The following is a 14,503-nucleotide window of genomic DNA, read 5'->3' as shown; positions in this document are numbered from 1 at the left end:
TGGGTCCCCTCGTAGGTGTTGACCACTTCCAGGTTGACCAGGTGACGGGCCACGCCGAACTCGTCGGAGATGCCGTTGCCGCCCAGCATGTCGCGGGCCATGCGCGCGATATCCAGGGCCTTGCCGCAGGAGTTGCGCTTCATGATCGAGGTGATCTCCACCGCGGCAGTGCCTTCGTCCTTCATCCGGCCCAGGCGCAGGCAGCCTTGCAGGGCCAGGGTGATCTCGGTCTGCATGTCGGCCAGCTTCTTCTGGATCAGCTGGTTGGCGGCCAGCGGACGACCGAACTGGTTGCGGTCCAGCACGTACTGGCGCGCGGTGTGCCAGCAGGCTTCGGCGGCACCCAGGGCGCCCCAGGAGATGCCATAGCGGGCGGAGTTCAGGCAGGTGAAGGGGCCACGCAGGCCGCGCACCTCAGGGAAGGCGTTCTCTTCCGGGACGAAGACGTTGTCCATCACGATCTCGCCGGTGATGGAGGCGCGCAGGCCGACCTTGCCGTGGATCGCCGGGGCGGAGAGGCCCTGCCAGCCCTTCTCGAGGACGAAGCCACGGATCTCGCCGGCGTCATCCTTGGCCCAGACCACGAACACATCGGCGATCGGGCTGTTGGTGATCCACATCTTGTTGCCGGTCAGGCGGTAGCCGCCGTCGACCTTCTTCGCGCGGGTGATCATCGAGCCCGGGTCGGAACCGTGGTTCGGCTCGGTCAGGCCAAAGCAGCCGATGTATTCGCCGCTGGCCAGCTTGGGCAGGTACTTCTGCTTGGTGGCTTCGTTGCCGAACTCGTAGATCGGCACCATCACCAGAGAGGACTGCACGCTCATCATCGAGCGGTAGCCGGAGTCCACCCGCTCGACTTCACGGGCGATCAGACCGTAGCACACGTAGTTCAGGCCGCTGCCGCCGTACTCGGCGGGGATGGTGGCGCCGAGCAGGCCGGTCTCGCCCATCTCGCGGAAGATTGCCGGGTCGGTCTGTTCATGGCGGAAGGCTTCGAGGACGCGCGGGGCCAGCTTGTCGGCGGCGAACTGCTCGGCGCTGTCACGCACCATGCGCTCTTCTTCGGTGAGTTGCTGGTCCAGCAGCAGCGGGTCGATCCAGTTGAAGCTTGCTTTGGCAGCCATGGGCGGGTTCCTCGATGGATTGGGTGGAGGGAGCGGGAGCCGGAATACGGCTCGGGCCTCGTTCGTATGCAGCCATCCTAGACAGCCTAGGCCGGATCGGACAAACGAGGATTTCGCATGCTGTTGTGCTAATTTCTCACTCCGTACTGCCAGAAAGCCCTGTTCACTGCGTTGAATTGTGAAACCGAGGTACAGCATGCGCCGAAAGATTCCCAGCACAGCCGCCCTGGTCGCCTTCGAGTCCGCCGCCCGCCACCAGAGCTTCACCAAGGCGGCCGAGGAACTGACCCTGACCCAGAGCGCCATCTGCCGGCAGATCGCCGGGCTGGAGGAGTTTCTCGGCCTGGAGCTGTTCCGCCGTTCGCGGCGCGGAGTGAAGCTGACGGAAGCGGGCCTCGCCTATTCCCGGCGCATCGCCGCCCAGCTCGACGCAGTGGAGCGCGACACCTTGGCGGTGATGGGCCAACAGGGCGCCATGACGGTGGAGCTGGCCATAGTTCCCACCTTCGGCACCCAGTGGCTGGTGCCCAGATTGAAGGATTTCCAGCGCCTGCACCCGGAAGTCACGGTCAACCTGACCAACCGCACCCGGCCCTTCCTCTTCGCCGATACCGATTTCGATGCCGCCCTCTACTTTGGCGACGCAGAATGGTCGGGCACCCGCGCGGACTTCCTGATGCATGAGAACTCGGTGCCGGTCTGCAGCCCCACGCTGCTGGGCGGTCGCAACGGCCTGGACGCCGAGACCATTGCCCGGCTGCCCCTGCTGCAGCAAACCACCCGCCCCTATGCCTGGCGGCAGTGGTTCAATTCCCTTGGCATGAATGTGTCGCGCGACCTCAGCGGCCCGCGCTACGAACTCTTCTCCATGCTGGCGCAGGCCGCCATGCACGAGATGGGCGTGGCGCTGGTTCCGCCTTTCCTGATCCAGCGCGAACTGGCCGACGGCCGCCTGGTCATCGCCCATCCCCACAGCTTCCGCAGCGACAAGGCCTATTACCTGATCATCCCCGAGCGCAAGTTGGAATCCGCCGCCCTTGGCGCCTTCCGCACCTGGCTGGTGGACGCCGCGCGCGACTACCGGATGGAAGCCGGCCTGGAGTGATCCCCACTTCGCAGGCCGCTGTAACCCCAGGTAGCAAAGGCCATCGGCAACCACTCCCAGAGCGCCGCGGCTGCCCCTCGCAAAGGTCGTTTCGCGCTGTCTGCTCACCCACTCGGGTGATAGGCGAAATCGCCCGTTCAGGCAGTTATGGCAGGGATTACGGCTGATTAGCATGGGGCCTCCAAAGACCCGCTCTGGAGAGCCGCATGACAACAAGAACAATGCGCGGAATCTTCCGGCCGCACACGCTGGCCGCCGCCGTCGCCCTGGGTTGCAGCGCCCAGGCCTATGCCGTCACGTTCAACATCGGCGAGATCGAAGCGCAGTTCGACTCCTCCCTCTCGGTCGGCGCCAGTTGGGCCGTGCGCTCGGCCGACCCGGAATTCATCTCGACCGCCAGCGGTGGCGAGGCACTGTCGCGGACCTCCGACGATGGCCGGCTGAACTTCAAGAAGGGCGAGACCTTCTCGAAGATCTTCAAGGGCATCCATGACCTCGAGCTGAAGTACGGCGACACCGGCGTATTCCTGCGCGGCAAGTACTGGTACGACTTCGAGCTGAAGGATGAGCACCGGCTCTTCTATGACATCGACGACCACAACCGCAAGGAAGGCGCCAAGGCCTCCGGCGCGCAGCTGCTCGATGCCTTCCTCTACCACAACTACAACCTGGGCGACCTGCCGGGCAGCTTCCGCGTCGGCAAGCAGGTGGTGAGCTGGGGCGAGAGCACCTTCATCGGCAACAGCATCAACTCGATCAACCCGATCGACGTTTCCGCCTTCCGCCGTCCCGGCGCCGAGATCAAGGAAGGCCTGATCCCGGTGAACATGATCTACCTGTCCCAGAGCCTGACCGATAACCTCTCGGCCGAAGCCTTCTACCAGCTGGAATGGGACCAGACGGTGGTCGACAACTGCGGCACTTTCTTCTCCACCTCGGACGTGGTGGCCGATGGCTGCGTCGACCGCCTGGTGGTCGCCGGCCCAGACCTGCCGCCCGGCGTGTCCACCAACACCGGCGGCACCCTCTTCATTCCCCGCGCCGGCGACCGCGACGCCCGCGACAGCGGCCAGTTCGGCGTGGCCCTGCGCTGGTTCGTGGAAGAGCTGAACGACACCGAGTTCGGCGCCTACGCGCTGAACTACCACAGCCGCGGGCCGATCTTCAGCACCATCCGCACCACCACCCCGAGCGCGGCGATCATTCCCGGCGCCCCCGGCGCTCGCTACTTCATCGAGTACCCGGAAGACATCCGCCTCTACGGCCTGAGCTTCCAGACCAACATCGAAGGCACATCCCTGGCGGGCGAGGTCAGCTTCCGGCCGAACATGCCGCTGCAGATCAACAGTACCGACCTGTCCTTCGCCGCGCTCGGCGTACCGAACTCGCCGGTCTTCGAAAGCGGCCACGCGCTCAACCGCTCCGGCGCAGATCTGCACGGCTACGAACGCAAGCCGGTCACCCAGGCCCAGGTCACCGCCACCCAGTTCATCGACCAGGTGATGGGCGCCAGTCGCCTGACCCTGGTGGCCGAGGTGGGCTACAACCACATCGGCGGCCTGGACGACGACATCGGCGAACTGCGCTTCGGCCGCGACCCCATCTACGGCCCCGGCCAGCTGTCCTCCCAGGCCATCTGCCTGGCGCTCACCGCCGCCAGCCCGCAGCAACGCGAGTGCAACGACAAGGGCTTCTACACCAGCAGCTCCTGGGGCTACCGCGCCCGCGCCAGCCTGGACTACAGCAACGTCATCGCCGGGATCAACCTGACCCCGAGCGTCGCCTGGTCCCACGACGTGGACGGCTACGGCCCGAACTTCAACGAAGGCTCCAAGGCCATCAGCCTCGGCCTCAATGCCGACTACCAGAACACCTACACCGCCAGCCTCAGCTACACCGACTTCTTTGGCGGCCACTACAACGTGACCACTGACCGCGACTTCGTCGCCCTCAGCTTTGGCCTCAACTTCTGACAGCAAGGACTCAAAGAATGATCAAGAGAAGAATCCTGCAAAGCGGCGTGCTGGCACTCAGCCTGCTGGCCGCCAACGTCATGGCCGCCGTCTCCCAGGAGGAGGCCGCGCAGCTCGGTGCCAGCCTCACCCCGCTGGGGGCGGAGAAGCTCGGCAGCGCCGATGGCAGTATCCCAGCCTGGACCGGTGGCCTGCCAACCAACGCTGCCGTGGTCGATTCCAACGGCTTCCTCGGCAACCCCTTCGCCAGCGAACAGCCGCTGTTCACCATCACCGCGGCCAACGCCGAGCAGTACAAGGACAAGCTTTCGCCCGGGCAGATGGCGATGTTCAAGCGCTACGCCAGCACCTACAAGATCCCGGTCTACCCCAGCCACCGCACTGCCGCCGCGCCCCAGGCCATCTATGACGCGGCCAAGCAGAGCGCGCTCAAAACCCAGCCCGTGGACGGCGGCAACGGCCTGTCGGACTTCGCCGAGAGCCACTACTACGCATTTCCGATTCCCAAGGACGGCGTCCAGGTCCTGTGGAACCACATCACTCGTTACCGCGGAGGCAACGCCCGACGCCTGGTGGTCCAGGCCACGCCGCAGACCGGCGGCTCCTTCACTCCGGTGCAGTTCGAGGACGAAGTCGCCTTCCCGGCCGACATGCGCGAACTGGACACGGGCAAGTCGGCCAACGTGCTGCTCTACTTCAAACAGCGGGTCCTGGCGCCCTCGCGCCTGGCGGGTAACGTGCTGCTGGTTCACGAGACCATCGACCAGGTCAAGGAACCGCGCCTGGCCTGGCTCTACAACGCCGGCCAACGCCGCGTGCGCCGTGCGCCCCAGGTCGCCTATGACGGTCCCGGCACCGCCGCCGACGGCATGCGTACCGCCGACAACTTCGACATGTTCTCCGGCGCCCCGGACCGCTACGACTGGAAGCTGGTCGGCAAGAAAGAGATGTACATCCCCTACAACAGCTACAAGCTGGAATCGCCACAGCTCAAGTACAAGGAGATCATCCAGCCGGGCCACCTCAACCAGGACCTGACCCGCTACGAATTGCACCGCGTCTGGGAGGTGGTCGCCACCCTCAAGCCCAACGAGCGGCACATCTACGCCAAGCGCCACTACTTCATCGACGAAGACAGCTGGCAGATCGCCTATGCCGACCACTACGACGGCCGCGGCCAGCTCTGGCGCGTCGGCGAAGGCCATGCCAGCTATCACTACCAGCGGCAGGTCAGCACCTATTCGGTGGAGGCCCTCTACGACATCATCGCCGGGCGCTATATCGCCCTCGGCCTGAAGAACGAAGAGAAGCACGGCATCGAGTTCGGCTTCGCCGCCACTGGCGCCGACTACACCCCCGCGGCCCTGCGCAACGCCGGCATCCGCTGATTCCACCAGGCGCCCTGCTTGCAGGGCGCCGCTCCCTCCGTTTCCCTCTTCCTTATGGCGCACCATCAGCGCCGTCCATGCTGCTTCAAGCCCGCCATGGGGCCATCTAGTCTGCGGACGTCCGGTTCATCCATAACTACAACTCCGTGAGAACCGCCCCATGCCACGCCCTGGCCAGACTTCGCACGCCCTATCGTCGCGCCTGCCGCGCCTCCCGCCGGCCCATGTCCCCCGCCCATTGCTGGTCGAGCGCCTCGCGGCCCAGGACGCGCGCCTGCGTTTGCTCTGCGCGCCAGCCGGTTTCGGCAAAAGCGTGCTGCTCAATGAGTTCCTCCGCGCCCAGGCCGAGCCCGGCCTGGTCATCTGGCTCACCCTCGCCGGCCAGCCGCTGACGCCCGAACAGCTGGTCGCCCAACTCGCCCACGAACTGCAGCAGGACATCCCGCCCTTACCCGCCGCCCTGGCCATGCAGCAGCTGCTGGGACATCGCGGCGAGCGGGTCTCGCTGGTCCTGGACGACTACCCAGGCCATCCACCGGCGGGTCTCGACCACTGCATCGACCAACTCCTCGCCCGCGCCCTGCCCGAACTACGGCTGCTGGTCAGCGTGCGCCAGCGCCCGACCTGGAACCTCCCCCGCCTGCTGCTGGCCGGCGAGCTGCTGGAACTGGATGCCACCCAGCTGGCCCTCGATCGCCGGCAACACGAACAACTGGTGGACCTGTTGGCGCCGCAGACCGGCGCCGCCCTGCGCGAAGAACTCTGGAAGGAGACCGAGGGCTGGTGTGCCGGGGTGCGCCTGCACCTCTCCGGCAAGGCACCGGCCACCGCCGGCGGCGGCCATTGCTGGCTGAAGGAGTACCTCGACCACGAATTGCTCAATCGCCTGAGTCCGGAAGAAGCCAACTGCCTGTTCGCCCTGGCGCACCTGCCGAAGGTCTCCGCCAGCCTCTGCCAGCACCTCTGGGAAGACATCGACGGCGCCGAACTCTTTGAGCGCCTGCTGGCGCGCCAGGCCTTCTGCATGCCCCTGGACGAGCACGGCACCGTGTACCGGGTGCTGCCCGCGGTAGCGCGGGCGCTGCGCCACCGCATCAGCGAAGCCGCCGCCACCCGCCTGCACCTCACCGCCTGCCGCATGTTCATCGCCGCCGGGCAGGTTGAAGACGCCATCGAACAGGCCCTGTGCGCCGGCCAGCAGGAAGCGGCGGCCAACTACCTGGAACGCCTGGGCCAGGAGTGGATCACCGGCGAACAGCACCTGGCACACCTGCTGGCCTGGCGCGCGCGGCTGCCTGCCGCCCTGCTGGAAAGCACCCCGCGCCTGCTCAGCCTGAACGCCTGGGGCCTGCTCATCTCCTGGCGCCTGGACGAGGCCGAGGCCTGCATCGACAAGCTCAGCCACTTCCTGCCGCAACCCAGCGCCCAGCGCAACCGCAAGCTGCTGGCCAACTGGCAGGCCCTGCACGGAGTGCTCACGGCACTGCGCGGCCAGTCCGCGACCACGGCCGAACAGCATTGCCGCGAGGCCCTGGAGCAACTGCCCGAGCACGACTGGATGCCCATCCTGTTCTGCTGCTCCAGCCTGGCCCGGGTGGCCATGGCCAGCGGCGCCCCCGAGCAGGCACCACCGCACCTGCACAAGGCCCTGGAGATCGCCCGCCGCCAGGGCAGCCTGCTGTTCGAGGTGCTGATCAACCTTGACCGCATCCGCCTGCTCCTGTTGCGCGGCGAGTTCGGCCGGGCCCAGACCCTGTTGGAACAGAGTTTCGCCCTGATCGGCCAGCGCAAACTGGTGGACAGCCTGCTGCTCGGTCGCCTGCACCTGATCCAGGCCGAACTGCACCTGATCGCCGACCGCCAGGAGGATGCCGAGCGCGCGCTGCAGTCCGGGCTGGAGCAAGCCCAGGGCTGCGCCGACCCCTTCGCCCTGCATGGATTCCTCGGCCTGGCCGAACTGCACGCCCGCCGCGGTAATTTCGACCAGGCCTTCCAGGAGTTGCGCGAGGCCGAGCGGCAGATGCATTGCCGCCAGGTCTGGCGCTATGCCTACAGCGGCGTGCTGCACCTGCAGGGCATGCGCGTGCTGGCCCGTCAGGGGCGCTGGGAACGCATCGAGCCGGTGGCCCTGCGCATCCAGCGCTATTTCGTCGGCGAGCGGGCCTGGATGGCGCCGCTGGACTACCCCACCCTGCCCTTGCGCAATCAACTGCTGCTGGCGCGGGCGCAGCTCGAGGCCGGCTGCGCCGAACAGGCCGAAGCCACGTTGCAGGCCCTGCTGGAGCGCTGCCAGGCCCTGCAGTTCGTGCCATTGGGCTGCGAGGTGCGCCTGGCCCTGGCCGCCACCTGGCGCGCCCAGGGCCACGCCGACGCAGGGCAGCTCGAACGCCAGGCTCTGGAGCATGCCGAGCGCCTGGGCATGCAATGCCTGCTGCGGGACCACCCGCGCAGCGACAGCCCGCTCCAGAGCGAGAGCGACCAGGCCAGCCTGCTCAGCCAGCGCGAACGCGCCGTGCTGCAGCTGCTGGCGGAGGGTTTCTCCAACCAGGAGATCGGCGGCTACTTGTTCATCTCGGTCAACACGGTGAAAACCCACACCAAGAAGATCAACAGCAAGCTCGGCGTCAAGCGCCGCACCCAGGCGGTGATGCGCGCCAAGACCCTGGGGCTGCTGGTGTGATTCCCCGCAGCGCCGCGCCCTCTCGGTAGCTCGACCCGGCAGGCGCAGGAAATCCTGCACGCCTCTCGTTGGGCTTCGCTTCGCTCAGACCAGCGTGGCCCGCACCAACCTACGATGGGACTCCGCATCCGCGACAATCTGGCGCAGCCCGCGGCGCTGCTGAGCTACGCTTGCTTGATAAACCCGTCCAAAAACAAATCCTGACCCTGTAGTCAGGCATTTTCAAAAGCTACAGAACGCCCATTTTCCGCAGCCTTATGGCAACTATTAAAAAGTCTGATTAACAGTGCTCCAGCCATTAACGGCAGGATGTCGCGGGCTGCAAGCTCGTACCGGCGCTGCTCTGATGGAAAGGCATTCAGCGCCGGGATGCGGCACAGCTCCGGTTGGACCGGCTAAAGGGCCCCACACCAGTGATGGCGGGGCTTCAAACGGAAAGCGGAGTTTAGTGGTCGAAACGTGACTTGTAGTTATCATGGCGTTTAGCTTCAGAACTTCTTGAAGCATTCGCGGTTCCGACTGCAGAATGCCGCGCCCCTAGGTTCAGGTGGTGCAGTACCAGGCTGTTGAAAGGCGGACTCGCCCTACCAGAGCACCACCCGTAGTGCACTGGTTCACCAGATCGATCACGCAGGAGATTTGAAGTGCACATCGGTGTTCCTCTCGAAAGCCACGCCGGGGAGACGCGGGTTGCCGCGACGCCCGAAACCATCAAGAAGCTGGTGAGCCAAGGCCACCAGGTGACGGTGCAAAGCGGGGCCGGCGTCAGCGCCAGCATCCCGGACAGTGCCTATGAGGCCGTTGGCGCCACCATCGGCAACGACGCTGCTGCCTTCGGCGCCGACCTAGTGCTGAAAGTGGTTGCCCCGACCGAGGGCGAGCTGGCGCACATGCGCGCCGGTGCCGTACTGGTCGGCATGCTCAACCCCTTCAGCAACGAGACCATCGCGCGCATGAACGCCCGCGGCATCACCGCCTTCGCCCTCGAAGCGGCGCCGCGCACCTCCCGCGCCCAGAGCCTCGACGTGCTGTCCTCCCAGGCCAACATCGCCGGCTACAAGGCGGTGATGCTGGCGGCCAACCACTACCCGCGCTTCATGCCGATGCTGATGACCGCCGCCGGCACCGTGAAGGCCGCCCGCGTGCTGATCCTCGGCGCCGGCGTCGCCGGCCTGCAGGCCATCGCCACGGCCAAGCGCCTGGGTGCCGTGATCGAGGCCTCTGATGTGCGTCCTGCCGTGAAAGAGCAGATCGAATCCCTCGGCGCCAAGTTCGTCGACGTGCCCTTCGAGACCGATGAAGAACGCGAATGCGCCCAGGGCGTCGGCGGCTACGCCCGCCCGATGCCGGCTTCCTGGATGGAGCGCCAGGCCAAGGCGGTGCACGAGCGCGCCAAGCAGGCCGACATCGTCATCACCACCGCGCTGATCCCGGGCCGCAAGGCGCCGACCCTGCTGCACGAGGCCACCGTTGCCGAGATGAAGCCGGGCTCCGTGGTCATCGACCTGGCTGCGGCCCAGGGCGGCAACTGCCCGCTGACCGAAGCCGAGCAGGTGGTGATCAAGCACGGCGTGACCATCGTCGGCCACAGCAACCTGGCGGCCCAGGTGCCGGCAGACGCCTCCGCCCTCTATGCGCGCAACCTGCTGGATTTCCTCAAGCTGATCATCGACAAGGACGGCCAGCTCACCATCAACCTCGAAGACGACATCGTCGCCGCATGCCTGATGTGCCGCGACGGCAACGTCGTGCGTAGCAACGGTGCTCCCGCCGCGACCGCTGCTCCGCAAAAAGTGAACGCATAAGGATAGAGACCATGGACCTGATTTCCGACGGCATCTACAACCTGATCATCTTCGTGCTGGCCATCTACGTCGGCTACCACGTGGTGTGGAACGTCACCCCGGCCCTGCACACCCCGCTGATGGCCGTGACCAACGCCATCTCGGCCATCGTGATCGTCGGCGCCATGCTGGCCGCCGCCCTCACCGTCACCCCGCTGGGCAAGACCATGGGCACCCTGGCCGTAGCCCTGGCCGCGGTGAACGTCTTCGGTGGCTTCCTCGTCACCCGCCGCATGCTGGAAATGTTCAAGAAGAAAGCGCCGAAAGCGGCTGCGGAGAAACACTGACCATGAGCATGAACCTGATCACTGTTCTCTACCTCGTCGCCTCGATCTGCTTCATCCAGGCGCTCAAGGGTCTGTCGCACCCGACTTCGTCCCGTCGCGGCAACCTGTTCGGCATGGTCGGCATGGCCATTGCCGTGGTCACCACTGTCGGCCTCATCTATAAGCTCGGCGCGGACCTCGCCACCCAGGGCATCGGCTACGTAATCGTCGGCCTGCTGGTCGGCGGCACCGCCGGTTCGATCATGGCCAAGCGCGTCGAAATGACCAAGATGCCGGAGCTGGTGGCCTTCATGCACAGCATGATCGGTCTGGCCGCGGTGTTCATCGCCATCGCCGCGGTGGTCGAGCCGCAGTCCCTGGGCATCGTTGCCAACCTGGGCGACGCCATCCCTTCCGGTAACCGCCTGGAGCTGTTCCTCGGCGCGGCCATCGGCGCCATCACCTTCTCCGGTTCGGTGATCGCCTTTGGCAAACTGTCGGGCAAGTACAAGTTCCGCCTGTTCCAGGGTGCCCCGGTGCAGTTCGCCGGCCAGCACAAGCTGAACCTGCTGGTGGGCCTGGCCATCATCGGCCTGGGCCTGTACTTCACCTTCACCGGCGACTTCGGCGCCTTCGCCCTGCTGGTGGCCCTGGCCTTCGTCATCGGCGTGCTGATCATCATCCCGATCGGCGGCGCCGACATGCCGGTGGTGGTGTCCATGCTGAACAGCTACTCGGGCTGGGCGGCGGCCGGTATCGGCTTCTCGCTGAACAACTCGATGCTGATCATTGCGGGCTCCCTGGTAGGTTCCTCGGGTGCGATCCTCTCCTACATCATGTGCAAGGCGATGAACCGCTCCTTCTTCAACGTCATCCTCGGTGGCTTCGGCGCCGAAGCCGACGCGGGTGCCGCAGCGGGTAGCAAGGAACAGCGTCCGGTGAAGTCCGGTTCCAGCGACGACGCCGCCTTCCTGCTGACCAACGCCGACAGCGTGATCATCGTCCCCGGCTACGGCCTGGCGGTGGCTCGTGCCCAGCACGCGCTGATGGAACTGTCGGAGAAGCTGAGCCACCGTGGCGTCAACGTGAAGTATGCGATCCACCCGGTGGCGGGCCGTATGCCCGGTCACATGAACGTCCTGCTGGCCGAGGCCGAAGTGCCTTACGAGCAGGTGTTCGAGATGGAAGATATCAACTCCGAGTTCGGCCAGGCCGACGTGGTGCTGGTGCTCGGCGCCAACGACGTGGTCAACCCGGCGGCGAAGAACGATCCCAAGTCGCCCATCGCCGGCATGCCGATCCTGGAAGCCTTCAAGGCCAAGACCATCATCGTCAACAAGCGCTCCATGGCCAGCGGCTACGCCGGCCTGGACAACGAACTGTTCTACATGGACAAGACCATGATGGTGTTCGGCGACGCCAAGAAGGTGATTGAGGACATGGTCAAGGCGGTGGACTGATATTCCCCGTCACGCTACAGCGAAAACCCCGGCCTGGTGCCGGGGTTTTTCGTTAGGGAAGCGGCTTTCATGGGGCAACGGATTGTAGGGGCGAATTCATTCGCCAAGCAGGCCGCAGGCCTGCCATCGGAGTTCCAGAGGGCAGCTGCGCTGCCCTTGGCGAATGAATTCGCCCCTACTGGTTAATCGTCCTCGGCCCGCTCATTTACCGACGGAATGCCCTGAATAGAGCCATTTCTTCGACCTTGGTATAGAAGCCGGACACCCCACCAGCCCCTAGACTGCGCGGCTCCTACCCGTTGTCCGAGGTTTCATCCATGTTCCCTGATCGCGTTCGCCTGCCCTCCCTGTTGGACAAGGTGAAGAGTGCGGCCGAGGCCGCTGCCCTGATCGAAGACGGTATGACCGTCGGCATGAGCGGTTTCACCCGCGCCGGCGAAGCCAAGGCCGTTCCCCAGGCCCTGGCCGTGCGAGCCAAGGAGCAGCCACTGCAGATCAGCCTGATGACCGGTGCGAGCCTGGGCAACGACCTCGACAAGCAGCTGACCGAGGCCGGCGTGCTGGCCCGGCGCATGCCCTTCCAGGTGGACAGCACCCTGCGCAAGGCGATCAACGCGGGCGAGGTGATGTTCATCGACCAGCACCTGTCGGAAACCGTCGAGCTGCTGCGCAACCACCAGCTCAAGCTTCCCGATATTGCCGTGATCGAGGCCGTGGCCATCACCGAGCAGGGCCACATAGTGCCGACCACCTCGGTGGGCAACTCCGCCAGCTTCGCGATCTTCGCCAAGCGCGTGATCGTCGAGATCAACCTGGCCCACAACCCCAACCTGGAAGGCCTGCACGACATCTATATCCCCACCTACCGGCCGACCCGCACCCCCATTCCGCTGGTCAAGGTGGACGACCGCATCGGCAGCACCGCGATCCCGATCGACCCGGCCAAGATCGCCGCCATCGTCATTACCGACCAGGCGGACTCCCTCTCCACCGTGCTGCCGCCGGACCACGAGACCCAGGCCATTGCCGACCACCTGATCGACTTCTTTAAGCGGGAGGTGGACGCCGGGCGCCTGAGCAACAACCTGGCGCCGCTGCAGGCCGGCATCGGCAGCATCGCCAACGCGGTGATGTGCGGCCTGATCGAGTCGCCCTTCGAGAACCTCACCATGTACTCCGAGGTGCTGCAGGACTCCACCTTCGACCTGATCGACGCCGGCAAGCTGAGCTTCGCCTCCGGCAGCTCCATCACCCTCTCCGGCCGCCGCAACGCCGACGTGTTCGACAACCTGGAACGTTACAAGGACAAGCTGGTGCTGCGCCCGCAGGAGATCTCCAACCACCCCGAGGTGGTGCGGCGCCTGGGCATCATCGGCATCAACACCGCGCTGGAGTTCGACATCTACGGCAACGTCAACTCCACCCACGTGGGCGGCACGAAAATGATGAACGGCATCGGCGGCTCCGGTGACTTCGCCCGCAACGCCCACCTGGCCATCTTCGTGACCAAATCCATCGCCAAGGGCGGTGCCATCTCCAGCGTGGTGCCCATGGTCAGCCACGTGGACCATACCGAGCACGACGTCGACATCCTGGTCACCGAACAGGGCCTTGCCGACCTGCGTGGCCTGGCGCCCCGCGAGCGAGCCCGGGCGATCATCGACAACTGTGTGCACCCGGGGTATCGCCAGGCGTTACAGAACTACTTCAGCGCGGCCTGCGCCAAGGGCGGCCACACCCCGCACCTGCTGCGCGAAGCCATGGCCTGGCATATCAATCTGGAAGAAACCGGAACAATGCTCGCCAACTGAACCAACTGACCGAAACAGTTATGGACTTGTAACCATTGATTCTGACAAGCGAATCTAAAAACAGTTTCTGAAAATACAGAACTGTACTGTTCAAAAGCCCTGCTGATTATTCGTTGCACAGGAAAAACTGTGGTTTCCCGTTGATTCACGAGTGATTCAACGGGACACCCATACAGTTTCGCTCTATTTCAGCAAAACAGTTGATAAGCATGCTAATAAAGACCAACACAATTTCGAGCAACTGTGACTACAGTCGCGAGTGTTCCAGGAGGATCATAGGCTCCAGTTGATAACCAAGCCCCGTCAAAAGCGGGAAGGACCTGCCGCCATGGAACGTACCCTCAGTTCCGACCTGATTTTCGAAAGCGCCGAACAATCCCCGAAAGCCTCGTGGGCCCTGCGCACCGTTTCCACCCTGCTGCTGTGGCAGCGTCGCATCGCCAGCCGTCATCAACTGGCCATGCTGGACCACCGCCTGCTGGCCGACGCCGGTATCAGCGAAGCGCAGCGCGAAGCCGAACTGAACAAGCCCTTCTGGCGCTAAACAGTTCGCCGGGCCACGCGGCCCGCAAGCAACACCCAGAGACCCGTCGCCGCAAGCGACGGGTTTCGTCGTTTCCGGCCCCCCAAATATGCATTCCCGGCTCTCCTGTAGGGTGAGCCGTGCGCACCAGGCAGGCTGCACGGTAGTTCTGGTGCGCGCAGCGCACCCCACGGTGGCTCAGATCCGGCCAGGATCAAGTACTTCGGCACAGCTGCGCCAATTCATACCAGTACAGTTACCAATCAAATTGATCTGCTACAGCACAATTCCACGCCACTGTGGCTGCACAGCCTTGTCGCAGAACGAGA

At 65.0% G+C, this 14,503-nt stretch carries 10 protein-coding genes; 9 read left to right on the top strand and 1 reads right to left on the bottom strand.

Annotated features, from left to right (window positions below):
• Positions 1–1,124: acyl-CoA dehydrogenase (locus tag E8F12_RS19400; protein ID WP_280326820.1), on the bottom strand; the 1,124-nt coding region annotated here is incomplete at its 3' end.
• A gap of 196 nt (positions 1,125–1,320) precedes the next feature.
• Here E8F12_RS19400 and E8F12_RS19395 point away from each other — a divergent pair.
• From E8F12_RS19395 to E8F12_RS19355, 9 genes are all read left to right on the top strand, one after another.
• Positions 1,321–2,229, top strand: a complete 909-nt coding sequence (locus E8F12_RS19395) for a LysR family transcriptional regulator (protein WP_280326819.1) — start codon at positions 1,321–1,323, stop codon at positions 2,227–2,229.
• Between the two features lie 206 nt (positions 2,230–2,435).
• Complete coding sequence (locus tag E8F12_RS19390) at positions 2,436–4,202, top strand: DUF1302 domain-containing protein (RefSeq protein ID WP_280326818.1); 1,767 nt, start codon at positions 2,436–2,438, stop codon at positions 4,200–4,202.
• Positions 4,203–4,222: 20 nt separating this feature from the next.
• Positions 4,223–5,590 (top strand): DUF1329 domain-containing protein, encoded by a 1,368-nt coding sequence (locus E8F12_RS19385; RefSeq protein ID WP_280326829.1) that lies wholly within the window; start codon positions 4,223–4,225, stop codon positions 5,588–5,590.
• A 160-nt stretch (positions 5,591–5,750) separates the two neighbouring features.
• Complete coding sequence (locus E8F12_RS19380) at positions 5,751–8,270, top strand: LuxR C-terminal-related transcriptional regulator (RefSeq protein WP_280326817.1); 2,520 nt, start codon at positions 5,751–5,753, stop codon at positions 8,268–8,270.
• 644 nt (positions 8,271–8,914) lie between these two features.
• Complete coding sequence (locus E8F12_RS19375; protein WP_280326816.1) at positions 8,915–10,075, top strand: Re/Si-specific NAD(P)(+) transhydrogenase subunit alpha; 1,161 nt, start codon at positions 8,915–8,917, stop codon at positions 10,073–10,075.
• 11 nt (positions 10,076–10,086) lie between these two features.
• Positions 10,087–10,401, top strand: a complete 315-nt coding sequence (locus E8F12_RS19370; RefSeq protein WP_003458205.1) for an NAD(P) transhydrogenase subunit alpha — start codon at positions 10,087–10,089, stop codon at positions 10,399–10,401.
• A gap of 2 nt (positions 10,402–10,403) precedes the next feature.
• A complete protein-coding gene (locus tag E8F12_RS19365) occupies positions 10,404–11,840 on the top strand; it encodes an NAD(P)(+) transhydrogenase (Re/Si-specific) subunit beta (protein ID WP_280326815.1) in 1,437 nt (478 codons plus the stop codon).
• A gap of 317 nt (positions 11,841–12,157) precedes the next feature.
• Complete coding sequence (locus E8F12_RS19360; RefSeq protein WP_280326814.1) at positions 12,158–13,651, top strand: acetyl-CoA hydrolase/transferase family protein; 1,494 nt, start codon at positions 12,158–12,160, stop codon at positions 13,649–13,651.
• 328 nt (positions 13,652–13,979) lie between these two features.
• Positions 13,980–14,195 (top strand): DUF1127 domain-containing protein, encoded by a 216-nt coding sequence (locus E8F12_RS19355; protein ID WP_280326813.1) that lies wholly within the window; start codon positions 13,980–13,982, stop codon positions 14,193–14,195.
• The last annotated feature ends 308 nt before the right edge of the window (positions 14,196–14,503 follow it).

It is taken from the genome of Pseudomonas sp. BN102 (genome assembly GCF_029871245.1).
In the GTDB taxonomy this organism is placed as follows: Bacteria; Pseudomonadota; Gammaproteobacteria; order Pseudomonadales; family Pseudomonadaceae; genus Metapseudomonas.
Note: the sequence above shows the minus strand (reverse complement) of the source record. Positions and strands in the feature narration are given on the sequence as shown.

Bases quoted from the DNA above. Each gene is read 5' to 3' on its own strand.
- E8F12_RS19370 (WP_003458205.1), top strand. From the start codon at position 10,087: ATGGACCTGATTTCCGACGGCATCTACAACCTGATCATCTTCGTGCTG.
- E8F12_RS19390 (WP_280326818.1), top strand. From the start codon at position 2,436: ATGACAACAAGAACAATGCGCGGAATCTTCCGGCCGCACACGCTGGCC.
- E8F12_RS19380 (WP_280326817.1), top strand. From the start codon at position 5,751: ATGCCACGCCCTGGCCAGACTTCGCACGCCCTATCGTCGCGCCTGCCG.
- E8F12_RS19360 (WP_280326814.1), top strand. From the start codon at position 12,158: ATGTTCCCTGATCGCGTTCGCCTGCCCTCCCTGTTGGACAAGGTGAAG.
- E8F12_RS19355 (WP_280326813.1), top strand. From the start codon at position 13,980: ATGGAACGTACCCTCAGTTCCGACCTGATTTTCGAAAGCGCCGAACAA.
- E8F12_RS19365 (WP_280326815.1), top strand. From the start codon at position 10,404: ATGAGCATGAACCTGATCACTGTTCTCTACCTCGTCGCCTCGATCTGC.
- E8F12_RS19395 (WP_280326819.1), top strand. From the start codon at position 1,321: ATGCGCCGAAAGATTCCCAGCACAGCCGCCCTGGTCGCCTTCGAGTCC.